Source organism: Actinomycetospora rhizophila, assembly GCF_042657905.1.
Classification (GTDB): Bacteria; Actinomycetota; Actinomycetes; order Mycobacteriales; family Pseudonocardiaceae; genus Actinomycetospora; species Actinomycetospora rhizophila.
This window is the reverse complement of sequence record NZ_JBHSKG010000002.1, coordinates 344921-356042: the sequence shown is the minus strand read 5'-3', so window position 1 is coordinate 356042 and position 11122 is coordinate 344921. Positions and strand designations below refer to the sequence as shown.

Here is an 11122-nt window from a genome sequence, read left to right as displayed (position 1 = left end):
CGTCCGGTCGTCCGCGATACCATGGCCGCCCATCGGTTGACGTCCCAGCCGTCGCTCGACTCTGCCGTGCCCGCGGCACAGTCGACGATCTTCAGGGCCCTCGTCCTGAGAGGACCACGATGGACTCGACCGCTCCTGCGGCGCCGAACCACACCGCGCGCCCCGGCCCGCTCCGCCTCGACGCCGAGCAGGTCCCCGTCCCCGACCTGACCCGCTTGTGCCGGCACGCGCTGCGCGTGTCGGGCGCGGTGCGGTGGGCCCAGATCGCGGTGCCGGTCCGGCACGGCACCAAAGTCACGTCCTCGGCGGGCGAGCTCTCGTCCGCCGCGGCCGACGCCGTCGGCCGCGGTCCCCGCGCCGCCGCCGCCCGCTCCGGCGTCCCGGTGGTGGTCGACGACGTCGCGTCGGACCAGCGCTGGCCCGCGCTGCGGCGCGAGAGCCCCGGCGCCCCGGCGTCGCTGCTCGTGCTCCCGCTCGGCCCGGTCGGCGGTACGCTGAGCCTCGCCGCCGACACCCCGTGGACGTTCGACCCCGAGGTGCGCGCCGTCGCCGGCGAGGTCGCCCGCCTCGCGGGCCGCGTCCTGACCGCGCGCGACCAGCCCGGCAGCGACCCGGGGGCGCGGGCCCGCGACGTGGTGGTGGCCGCCCGCGCCCTGCTCGCGCGCCACGAGCAGGTCAGCCCGGACGCCGCGTTCGAGCTGCTCCTCGAACGGGCGCACCGGTACTCCGAGACGGTCCTCGCCTGCGCCGAGCAGGTGCTCGACGAGCTCGGCGGCGCGCCGGCGGACGAGCAGACGCGCCCGCCCGAGCCGGCGACGCTGCGCCGGGCGATCGCGTACCTCGAGGAGCACGCGTCCGTCGACGTCGACGTCGCCGACGTGGCGGCCGCCGCGGGGCTCGGGGTGCGCGGGCTGCAGATGGCGTTCCGGCGCTGGCGCGACACCACGCCGCTCGCCTACCTCCGCGAGGTGCGCCTGGCCCGCGCCCACCAGGAGCTGCGCGACGCCGACGCGCGCACCAGCGGCGAGACCGTCGCCGACATCGCCGCGCGCTGGCACTTCACCCACCCCGGGCGCTTCTCGGTGACCTACCGGGAGCGCTACGGCTGCTCGCCCAGCGAGACGCTGCGGGCCTGACCTCTTGGGCGCCGCCCCGGCCGCGGGCTAGCGTGTCGTGACGTGGGCCACGCGCGGGAAGTGGACGCCGCGCGGCGGCGCTTCCTGCGCCACGGCCGGGAGGCGGTGGCGGCCGGCGCCGTCCGGCCCGCGGTGCTCGCCTCGTGGGAGCGGGCCCGGGGCGTCGACGTCGGGCGCCTCGCCCCCGCCGCGCGGGCCCTGCCGGAGGGGCCGCGCACCGCGGCCGCGCAGCGGGTGGCCGACCGCGTCCACGCCCGCGACCCCGACCTCGACGCGTCGGTCCTCGTCGTCGACCGCGACGGCACGGTGGTGGCGCGCCGCGACGGCGACGCCGCCCTCGCGGAGATCCTCGACGCGCTGCGCCTGGCGCCGGGGTGGTCGCACGCCGAGCGCGTCGTCGGCACCACCGCGGCGGCGCTCGCCCTGCACGAGGGCGTCGCGGCCGTGGTCGAGGGGCCCGAGCACCTGCACCCCGCCCTCGGCGTCCTCGCGGGCGCCGCGGCCCCCGTCGACCCCGGCGACCTCGCCGTCGTCGTCGTGCGCCACGCCGAGGACGGCGCCGCCCGCGACCTCCCGCTGGCCCGGGCGCTGGCCCGCGAGATCGCCGACGAGGACGCGGCCGCGCGGCGCGGGCGGATCCTCGCCGTGCACGACGCCCTGGCCGCGGCGGCCGCGGAGGGCGCCTCGTGGGTGGTGGCGACCGACGGCGACGACCTGGTGCTGGGCGCCGGCGCGCGCCGGCTCCCGCCCGCCGACCAGCAGGTCCTCGCCGACCTCGCCCTCGCGGGCCTGGCGCTGGAGAGCCCCGACGACCCGTACCACGTCGACCTGCCCTCGGGCGGCTGCGCGGAGGTGGCGGTCCGCGAGATCCGGCACGAGGGCCGCCTCGTCGGCTGCGTCGTGGGCGGGTGGCCCGCGGTCGACGAGCACAGCCGCCGCGAGGCCGAGGCCCGCCGCCGCCAGGGCTCGCACGTCGCCCCCACCTCGCGGCGCGACTTCGCCGCCGACGTCCGCGGCGCCGGTGCCGCCGAGCGGGCCCACGCGGAGGCCCGGGTGCGCGCCAACCGCGACCTGCTGACCCCGTCGCTGCGCGCCCGCCAGGAGCTCGCCGCGAACCTCGGCCAGCGCCGCCACCAGGTGCTCGTCGGCGAGGCCGGGGTCGGCAAGCGCACGCTGGCCGTCGAGCAGTTCGCCCGGCTGCACCGCGACGGCACCGTCAGCGTCGTCGGCGCCGACGCCTCCGACGACGGCGTCCGGGCCGCCGAGCCCCTCGAACGCCTCGCCCACCGGCCGCCGGCGCGCCCGCACCTCGTCGTGCTGCGCGGGCTGCAGGGCGTCACCCCGCTGACCGCCCGCCGCCTCGACGAGCAGCTGGGCCTGCTGCTGGCGCGCTCGTCGACCGTGGTCGTCGTCGCGTGCCTGGACACCACCTCGGTGGACGCGAGCCGCCCCTACGGCCTGCTGCTGCGCCACTTCCACGAGACCGTCCGCGTGCCCGCGCTGCGCCACCGCGCCGACGAGCTCGCCGACATCGCGCTCTCGGTGCTGCGCGCGATCGGCGGCGGGCGCTCGCTGCGGCTCTCGCACCAGGTCATCCGCGTGCTCGAGGGCTACGCGTGGCCGGGCAACATCAACGAGCTCGAGGACGTGCTGCGCTACGTCGTGGCCCGCAAGCCGGTGGGCGTCATCCAGGCGCCCGACCTGCCCGCGCTGTGCTTCACGAGCCGCCCGCGCCTGACGATGCTCGAGACCGCGCAGGCGGACGCGATCATCCAGGCGCTCTACGAGGCGCGCGGCAACCGCTACCAGGCCGCCGCGATGCTCGGGATCGCCCGCTCCTCGCTCTACCGCAAGATCGACGCCTTCGGGATCAGCTACATCGCCTGAGGGCCTGCGGCCACGTGAGTGATATGGGTCGTCAGGGCCACCCATTTCACTCACGTGGCCGCAGGCCATCTGTCCCGGAAGCGGGTCAGTGATCGACTTCTGGGCCGGGGCCGCCCGGCGGGACGTCCCATCATGGGACAGGTCCGTGTGTGCCACGCCACTAGCGTCGGATCCCGGCGTCCCGGGGAGCGGCCGGGGCGCCGGCGGCGAACGACGGGAGCACACGATGAAGGCACTGGTGTACCACGGCCCCGGCAACAAGGCCTGGGAGGACGTCCCCGACGCGACGGTGCAGGAGCCCACCGACGTCGTGGTGAAGGTCGAGACGACGACGATCTGCGGCACCGACCTGCACATCCTGCAGGGCGACGTCGCCGCGGTCACCGACGGACGCATCCTCGGGCACGAGGCGGTCGGGACGATCACGGCGGTCGGCGACGCCGTCCGCGGGTTCTCCGTGGGCGACCGGGTCCTCGTCCCGGCGATCACGAAGTGCGGCCGGTGCGAGTACTGCCAGCGCGGGATGCCGTCGCACTGCCAGACGGTCGGCGGCATCGGCTGGATCTTCGGCCACCTCATCGACGGCACCCAGGCCGAGTCCGTGCGCGTGCCCTACGCCGACACCTCGCTCTACGCCGTCCCTCAGGGCGTCTCCGACGAGCAGGCGATCTTCCTGGCCGACTCACTGCCCACCGGCTACGAGGTCGGCGTCCTGGCCGGCGGCGTCCGGCCCGGCGACACCGTCGCGGTCGTGGGCGCCGGGGCGGTCGGCCTCTCGTCGGTGCTGACGACCGGCCTGTGGGGCGCCTCGAAGGTCATCGCCATCGACTCGAACAAGTTCCGCCTGGAGAAGGCGATCGAGTTCGGCGCCACCGACGCGGTGGAGGTCGGGCCGGGCACCGTCGGCGACGTCGTGGCCCTCACCGACGGGCTGGGCGTCGACGTGGCCATCGAGGCGGTCGGCTACCCCGAGACGCTGCTGACGGCGGCCTCGCTGGTCCGCCCGGGCGGCACGATCGCCAACGTCGGCGTGCACGGCACCCCGGTCGAGCTGCCGATGCAGGACATGTGGATCTCGAACGTCACGCTGACCATGGGCCTGGTGGACACCGTGTCCATCCCGACCCTGCTGAAGATGGTCGCCTCCGGCCGCATCCCGGCCGAGAAGATGGGCACGCACTCGTTCACGTTCGACCAGATCGACGAGGCCTACGACGTCTTCGCGAACGCGGCGGCGAACCAGGCCCTGAAGGTCGTCATCACGCCCTGATCAGGGCAGCAGGACGAGGACGGCAACCAGGCCGACGGCGACGAGCAGCGCCAGCCGGCCGACCCACGAGACGGTCGCCGCCTGGCCGACGAGCCGGGCGGCGATCAGCTCGGGGTGCTCCGGCGGCGTCGTGTCCTGCCGGGCGCCCGCGGCCCGCACGGTCATCGGCACGGTGGCCGGGCGGGCCAGGGGCGTGCGCGGCGCCGGGACCTCGACGTGCTGCTCGGTGATCATGAGTCTGCCTCCCCGCGGACGTGGTCTCGCGGGGGACGTCGAGGCCGGTCAGAGCATCGTTAGCGGATCTCCATGGAGATCCACCCACCGGGTGGCGGGTCGTGGCGCCGACTACTGACCGTCGACGAGGAACCGCCCGAACGAGCCGTGGACGAGACGTGCCGCGCGGGCGTAGTGCGCGAGATCCATGAGGTCCTGGCGGGCGATCCAGACCGAGAGGTCGACGACGTCGAGCTCGCCCGAGGGGTGGGGGTCGTCGTGGTCCGGCACGGGCGCTCCTCGATCCATCGCTCACGCCCGTCCGGCGGAGCGTGGACGCCGACCGTACACCTCGCTCGCTCCGTGGCTACAGCGGCGCCTCGCCCCCGACCCGGCCGAAGCGGCCGCTGTCGATGATGCGCTTGGGGGTGACCGCGGTGAGCCGGCCCTCGAGCGGGGCCGGCACCTCCCAGTCGCCCGGGACGCCGGTGGCGCTGGCGTCGTACGCCGCGCTGGCCTCGACGAGGTCGTCGGCGTCGTCGGCGGTGAGCGAGGAGAACCGGACGCGGGGCTTGCCGGGCCCGTCGAGGGCGACGTTGCCGGCGCGGGGGCACCCGCCGACGCACGGGACGTGGCGGACGCGCACCCCGCGGGCCGCGGCCCGGGTCAGGGCGGGGTCGAGCTCGTCGCCGAAGGAGCCGCTGTCGGACTCGTAGCGCGGGCAGGTGCGGCAGACCAGGAGCGGCACGACGGGTGGCCTCTCGAGCGGGAACACGCCGCGGCGGGCGCCACCCGGTGGTGACGCCCGCCGCGCTGTGGGAGCCGGTCAGGGACGGGCCTCGACGTACTGCCGGGTCGTGTCGCTGACGGGGCCGGCGGGGTCGTCGAGGGCGTTGTGGCCGGCCAGCGGCGCGTCGGCCTTGTGGAACTTGCCGTCCTTCATGATCGCGTGCAGCTTGTCGTGGTCCTGGAGCACGGTGATGTCGGCCAGCGGGTCGCCGTCGACGAGGATCAGGTCGGCGAGGTAGCCGGGCTGGACCTTCCCGAGCTCGTCGGGGCGCAGCATGATCTCGCCGCCCCATGCGGTGGCCGAGATGATCGCCTCCATCGGCGTGAAGCCGAGGCGCTCGACGAAGTGCTCGAGGTCGCGGGCGTAGGTGCCGTGCGGGGTCCACGCGAAGCCGTAGTCACCGCCGGGCAGGAGCTTGATGCCGCGACGGTGCATCTCGCGCAGCCCGTCGGTGGCCATCTCCAGTTCCTTCTTGTACCCGACGGCCTCGGCGGCCTCCTGCGGGAAGCCAAAGGCCTCGGCCTCGTAGAGGGTCGCGATGAGCCAGTTGATGCCGGGGGCGACGAACACCCAGTCCTTGTTGGCCTCGAGCATGTCCATGCCCTCGGCGTCGGTGAACGAGGCGTGGTAGATGATGTCGACCTTGTTCCGCAGGCACATCTTCACGCTCTCCGCGGACCGGGCGTGGGCGCAGACGCGCTTGCCGCGGCGGTGGGCCTCGGTGACCGCGGCGGCGACCTCCTCGTCGGAGAAGTAGGTGTCCTCGGCGCGCTGGGTGCCGGTGATCTCCTCGCCGGTCATCGACAGCTTGATCTGGTCGACGCCGAGGTCGATCAGCTGGCGCACCGCGAGCCGCATGCCCTCCGGACCGTCGGCGAACTTGGTGATCGACTTGATGAGCGCACCGCCGGTCACGGCGATCTCGGGCCCGTTGGCGAGGTAGCGCGGGCCGGGGATGCGCCCCGCGTTGATCGCGTCGCGGCACACGACGTCGAGGCGCTCCTTGGCCGACGCGGCGCCGACGCACATCGTGTAGCCGGAGTCGATGTACTTCTTCGCCGACTCCATCGAGAAGAGCAGGTGCTCCTCGACCGGCATCGTCCCGAGCCCGTCGAGGTCGGCGGAGTTGTTCCAGCTGAAGTGGGTGTGCGCGTCGCACAGCCCGGACATCAGCGTGCGCCCCCGGCCCTCGACGATCTGCGCGTGCAGCGCGCGGGCCTCCTCGACGGTGCCGACGGCGGCGATCCGGTCGTCCTCCACGAGCACGTCGCCGGGATAGGGGTCGGCGCCGGTGGAGTCGAGGATCGAGACGTTGCGGAAGAGGACCTTGCTCATGACGATCTCCTCGTCGTCGAGGGGTGTGGGGTCAGAAGAACTTGAGGAGGTGCTCGGTGACCTCGTGCGGCCTCTCGAGCGCCGTCCAGTGGCCGCAGTCGCCGAAGATCTCGAGGACGGCCGAGCCGTGGGCGTCGGCGAGCGACCGCGAGACCGCCGGGACGCCGACGCCGTCCTCCGCGCCGGTGAGCAGCAGCAGGGGCAGGGCCGGGTCGACCGGTCCGGGATCTCCTGCGCCGGCCAGCGCCTCGCACGAGCGGGCGTAGCCCTCGGGGTCCTGGCGCAGGACCAGCTCACGGACGCACGCGGCGGTCGCGGGATGGTCGCGACGGGTCGCCTCGGCCGTCGCGTTGGTCATCACCGCGTCGGCCACGGCCGCCATGCCCTCGGCGCGGACCTTCGCGGCGCGGTCGTGCTGGCCCTGCTGTCCGGCCTCGGGCAGCGGCGCGGGCACGGCGCCGAGGAGCGCGAGGTGGCTGACGAGCTCCGGGCGGCGCGCGGCCAGGCTACGCACGGTGATCGTCCCCATCGAGTGCCCGACGACCCGGGCCGGCCCGGCGTCGAGGCCCTCGACGAGGGCGGCGAGGTCGTTGGCGAACCCCTCGATCGAGAGCGTGCCCGCGACGGCCGAGCGCCCGGAGCCCTCCGTGTCCGGGCGGACCACGGTGAACCGCTCGGCCAGCGCTTCGACCTGCGGCTGGTAGAAGTTCGAGGTCCCGCCCAGCCCGTGGACCAGCAGGACCACCGGGCCCTCGCCGGTGATCTCGACGGCCAGTTCCTTGCCGTTGACCTGCACGCGGTCGTCCTCCTCGAGGTTCAGCGGATGGTGTTGCGGAGCGAGCCGAGGCCCGTGATCGCGCACTCGACGACGTCGCCGGGGTGCAGGAAGCGGGGCGGGTCGAACCCGATGCCGACGCCGGCCGGGGTGCCGGTGGCGATGACGTCGCCGGGCAGCAGCGTGATCCCCGCGGAGATGACGCGGATGAGCTCGGGGACATCGAAGATCAGGTCGGCGACCGGCGCCTTCTGCCGGGGCTCGCCGTTGACCGTGCAGGACACCTCGAGCGCGCCGAGGTCGCCGACCTCGTCGGCGGTGACCGCCCACGGGCCCATCGGGGCGTGGGTGTCGAGCGACTTGCCCAGAAGCCACTGCTTGTGGTCGCGCTGCACGTCGCGGGCCGTGACGTCGTCGACGATCGTGTAGCCCCACACGTGCTGCATCGCCTGCTCGCGGGCGATGCCGCGCCCGCCCCGGCCGATGATGACCGCGAGCTCGGCCTCGTAGTCGAGCTCCCGGGTGACCGACGGGTGGGCCTCGACGTCGTCGTACGGCCCGGTCACCGCGGTCGTGGCCTTGGAGAACACGATGGGCTTGTCGGGCAGGTCCTCGGAGCGCTGCGGGGTGTCGTAGCCGGAGCGGCCGAACTCGGCGACGTGCTCGCGGTAGTTCTTCCCGACCGCGAACAGGTCGCGGCGCGGCTCGGGGATCGGCGCCCGCAGGCGGGCCCCGTCCACGACGGCCAGGTCGCCGGCCGCGGCGATCGCCGGGCCGAGGCGGTCCCACTGCTCGATGACCTCGAGCAGCGAGCGGTCGCCGACCACCGGGCCCAGGTCCCGCACGGTGGTCGCGTCGTCGTCGACCCGCCCGAGCGCCTCGCGCCCGCCGGACACGAACGTCACCAGTTTCACGGACACCTCCACCGCCCTCGGCACCCTCACGAGTGGCGTATTACCGACCGATCTTGACCAATCGCGGCGTGTGGTGCGCCACCTCGCCGCCCATCCGACCGTACGACGCGGCGCGGTGGATGCCAATAGAGCGAATGAGATAGCATTGGTCCGTTATTGGTCAGGAGGTGGGACGATGGCCGCGCCCTTCGCCGACGGGTCGCCGGAACCGGCGCCCGGTCCGGTGGTCCGGCGCCTGCGCACCCTGCTCGAGCAGGGGCTCTCCGACGGCACCCTGGGCACCGGCTCGAAGATCCCCACCGAGCGCGCCCTGAGCGAGAGCCTCGGCGCCTCGCGCGGCGCCGTCCGCGCCGCCCTGGCCGAGCTCGAGCGCGAGGGACGGATCACCCGTCACGTCGGGCGCGGGACGTTCCTGGCCGAGCTGAGCCAGGACCTCGGCCTGCCGAGCGGTCTGGCCGGACCATTGCAGACCAGCCCGGCCGAGATCATGGCGACCCGGCTGGTGCTCGAACCCGAGGTCGCCGCGCTCGCCGCCCGGCACGCCACCCAGGCCGACATCGACCACGTCGAGCACTGCCTGCGCCGCGGCAACGCCACCACGACCTACGAGGAGTTCGAGGCCTGGGACTCCGCCCTGCACCGGGCCATCGCCGCCGCCGCGCACAACGGGCTGCTGCTCCGGCTGTTCGACACCATGAACGCCGCCCGCGACCTCCCGGTCTGGGGCAACATCAAGCGCCGCTCCGCCACCCCCGAGCGGCGCCGCGGCTACGAGCAGTGCCACGGCGAGATCGTCACCGCCCTGGTCGAGCGCGACCCCGACGCCGCCCGCGACCACATGCGCGCCCACCTCGTCGACGTCCGGACCAATCTGCTCGGGGCGCACTGAGGGCCGGCCCCCGGGACGCCGACCTAGGCGAACGACGCGACGGGGTCGCCGAGGGCGCCGCCGTCGGGGACCACGCCGAGCCCGGGACCGGTGGGCACCCGGATGCGGCCGCCCTCGACCCGGACCGGGTGCGCCGGGTCGTAGTGGAGGTCCATGAAGGGTTCGGCGAGCCAGACGCCCTCGAGCAGGCGGGGATCCACGGTCGCGGCGATGTGGACGCAGGCCGCCGCGATGACGTCCCCGCCCCAGGCGTCGTCGCAGGTGTGGGGCAGCGAGCGCGCCTCGCAGACGTCGCGGACCGTGGCCATCGGCCCGAGGCCGCCCAGCCGGGTGACCTTGAGGCCGAACCCGTCGCACACCCCGAGCGAGATCGCCCGCAGCACCTCGCCGAGGTTCTCGGTGCTCTCGTCCAGGTAGACCGGGTGGTCCAGCTGGGCGCGGATCGCGGCGATCTCCTCCACGGTGTCGCAGGGCTGCTCGAACGCGAACGGGATGTCGGCGCACTCCCGGTCGATCCGCAGGACGTCGCGCGTGAGCAGCGCCCGGTTGGCGTCGACGACGAGCCGTGGGCAGCCGGTCGCCTCCCACACCTTCCGGATCGCCTCGATGTCGGCCTCGACCGGCCGCCCGCCGACCTTCACCTGGAGCCGGGGATAGCCCTCCGCGATCCTCTGCGCCGCGATCCGGGCGGTCTCGTCGGGGTCGTCGAGCGTCAGCGACCAGTAGGAGTCGACCTCATCGGTCGTCGCGCCGCCGAGCATGTCGCACACCCGCAGGCCGTGGGCCTTGCCGAGCAGGTCGTGCACCGCGATGTCGATCGCGGCCTTCGCGTAGTCGTGACCGTGGAGCAGGCCGTGCAGCGCGCGCCGGACCGCCGCGGGCCCGGTCACGGTCCGGCCGATCAGCCCCGGGGCCATCTGGGTCAGGGCCGCGCGGGCACCGAGGGCGTGGGCCGCGGCGTGGGTCGGGCCGATGGGGCACGTCTCGCCCCATCCGGAGAGCCCGGTGTCGGACACGATCTGCACGAGCGTCGAGTCCAGGGCGGTGTGGGCGCCCTCGGACATCCGGTAGACCGTGCCGTTCAGCGGCAGGTCGACCTGGTAGAGGTGGATCTCGGCGATCCGCACGGCGCTCCTCCCCGATGGCGGTCAGCGAAGGATGCACGACGGGCGCAAGGCCGTTGATCTGGAGCCGGCGCGGGGAATCGAACCCCGGACCTTTCGCTTACAAGGGCCAGGCAACTCGTCTAGAGAAGTACGAGGCGTCGGGCTGACTCGCGCCCGTGAGCTGGTCCCGTTCTGCTGGACCGCCTCGGATCGCCTGCCGCTGCTACACGGCTGCTACACGGCGCCCGCCGCACGGAACGGCCTCGGGGTCTCTCCCTCGGCGGCGCGGGGTCGTCTCGGACAGGTCGATCGTGCCGGGGCAAGGGCCGCTGCGTCCACACCGCCGGCCTGCTCGCTGATCCTGGCCCTTGCGGCGGGGCGAGTGGGCTGTCAGACCCCGGAAGCGCCGCCGAGGGCGAGACCTCGTCCCGACCACCACCGCACTCCCGACCCGCTCGCCACTCGGGCTCCCTCTCCTGAGGTCGGTGCCCTGGTCCAGGGCGGAGTGCCTGGTCGCCGAAGGCCCGCGAACTCCTGCCCGCTGATCCCGTCCGCCGCCGTCTCGCCGCTCTGACCGCCAGGGCCCGCGCGACGGCCCTCCTGACGCGCGCCCCCGCAGACCCCGACGGGTCCTGCGGTGATGCCGCGCGTCCGCATCCGGTCACACGCCGCGAGACGGCCTCTCCGAGAGGCCTCGCCGTGTCCCCCTCCGCCACCTCGAGCACACGGTCCCGCGCGTCCTCGTCGCCGTCGCCGGCTCGCACGTCGCGGCGGTCGCTACCCGCCCTGCCTGATCCATGGCGCACG

General features: G+C 74.5%; 11 protein-coding genes. 4 read left to right on the top strand and 7 right to left on the bottom strand.

Features of this window, described 5'->3' with window-relative positions; all coding sequences use genetic code 11:
- Window positions 1–119: 119 nt before the first annotated feature.
- The 3 genes from ACFPK1_RS05545 to ACFPK1_RS05535 all read left to right on the top strand — a co-directional run bounded on the left by ACFPK1_RS05545 (window position 120) and on the right by ACFPK1_RS05535 (window position 4293).
- Window positions 120–1136: an AraC family transcriptional regulator gene (locus ACFPK1_RS05545; RefSeq protein ID WP_378019905.1), complete on the top strand. Its 1017-nt coding sequence runs from the start codon at window positions 120–122 to the stop codon at window positions 1134–1136.
- Between the two features lie 42 nt (window positions 1137–1178).
- On the top strand, window positions 1179–3023 hold the full coding sequence (locus ACFPK1_RS05540; RefSeq protein WP_378019904.1) for a helix-turn-helix domain-containing protein: 1845 nt from the start codon (window positions 1179–1181) through the stop codon (window positions 3021–3023).
- 226 nt (window positions 3024–3249) lie between these two features.
- Window positions 3250–4293, top strand: a complete 1044-nt coding sequence (locus tag ACFPK1_RS05535; RefSeq protein WP_378019903.1) for an alcohol dehydrogenase catalytic domain-containing protein — start codon at window positions 3250–3252, stop codon at window positions 4291–4293.
- On the opposite strand, the gene ACFPK1_RS05530 is transcribed toward ACFPK1_RS05535, so the two are convergent.
- The 6 genes from ACFPK1_RS05530 to ACFPK1_RS05505 all read right to left on the bottom strand — a co-directional run bounded on the left by ACFPK1_RS05530 (window position 4294) and on the right by ACFPK1_RS05505 (window position 8320).
- Window positions 4294–4527 carry a hypothetical protein gene (locus ACFPK1_RS05530; RefSeq protein WP_378019902.1) on the bottom strand — a complete coding sequence of 78 codons (234 nt, stop codon included), beginning with the start codon at window positions 4525–4527 and terminating at the stop codon, window positions 4294–4296. It abuts the gene before it with no gap.
- Between the two features lie 111 nt (window positions 4528–4638).
- Window positions 4639–4797, bottom strand: coding sequence for a hypothetical protein (locus tag ACFPK1_RS05525; protein ID WP_378019901.1), 159 nt, complete (start codon window positions 4795–4797; stop codon window positions 4639–4641).
- Between the two features lie 76 nt (window positions 4798–4873).
- Window positions 4874–5254 (bottom strand): DUF1636 family protein, encoded by a 381-nt coding sequence (locus tag ACFPK1_RS05520; protein WP_378019900.1) that lies wholly within the window; start codon window positions 5252–5254, stop codon window positions 4874–4876.
- 78 nt (window positions 5255–5332) lie between these two features.
- Entirely contained in the window at window positions 5333–6631 is a 1299-nt protein-coding gene (locus ACFPK1_RS05515; protein ID WP_378019899.1) for a metal-dependent hydrolase family protein, read from the bottom strand.
- 31 nt (window positions 6632–6662) lie between these two features.
- Entirely contained in the window at window positions 6663–7427 is a 765-nt protein-coding gene (locus ACFPK1_RS05510; protein ID WP_378019898.1) for an alpha/beta fold hydrolase, read from the bottom strand.
- Window positions 7428–7447: 20 nt separating this feature from the next.
- Window positions 7448–8320 (bottom strand): fumarylacetoacetate hydrolase family protein, encoded by an 873-nt coding sequence (locus tag ACFPK1_RS05505; RefSeq protein ID WP_378019897.1) that lies wholly within the window; start codon window positions 8318–8320, stop codon window positions 7448–7450.
- A gap of 175 nt (window positions 8321–8495) precedes the next feature.
- Between ACFPK1_RS05505 and ACFPK1_RS05500 the strand changes: the two genes are divergently transcribed.
- Window positions 8496–9209, top strand: a complete 714-nt coding sequence (locus ACFPK1_RS05500) for a FadR/GntR family transcriptional regulator (RefSeq protein ID WP_378019896.1) — start codon at window positions 8496–8498, stop codon at window positions 9207–9209.
- 23 nt (window positions 9210–9232) lie between these two features.
- Here the strand turns inward: ACFPK1_RS05500 and ACFPK1_RS05495 are convergent, their stop codons facing one another.
- On the bottom strand, window positions 9233–10336 hold the full coding sequence (locus tag ACFPK1_RS05495) for a mandelate racemase/muconate lactonizing enzyme family protein (protein WP_378019895.1): 1104 nt from the start codon (window positions 10334–10336) through the stop codon (window positions 9233–9235).
- Window positions 10337–11122: the final 786 nt, after the last annotated feature.

Excerpts from the sequence above, each read along its gene's own strand:
- ACFPK1_RS05530 (WP_378019902.1), bottom strand. The coding sequence starts at position 4,527 with ATGATCACCGAGCAGCACGTCGAGGTCCCGGCGCCGCGCACGCCCCTG.
- ACFPK1_RS05515 (WP_378019899.1), bottom strand. The coding sequence starts at position 6,631 with ATGAGCAAGGTCCTCTTCCGCAACGTCTCGATCCTCGACTCCACCGGC.
- ACFPK1_RS05535 (WP_378019903.1), top strand. The coding sequence starts at position 3,250 with ATGAAGGCACTGGTGTACCACGGCCCCGGCAACAAGGCCTGGGAGGAC.
- ACFPK1_RS05500 (WP_378019896.1), top strand. The coding sequence starts at position 8,496 with ATGGCCGCGCCCTTCGCCGACGGGTCGCCGGAACCGGCGCCCGGTCCG.
- ACFPK1_RS05545 (WP_378019905.1), top strand. The coding sequence starts at position 120 with ATGGACTCGACCGCTCCTGCGGCGCCGAACCACACCGCGCGCCCCGGC.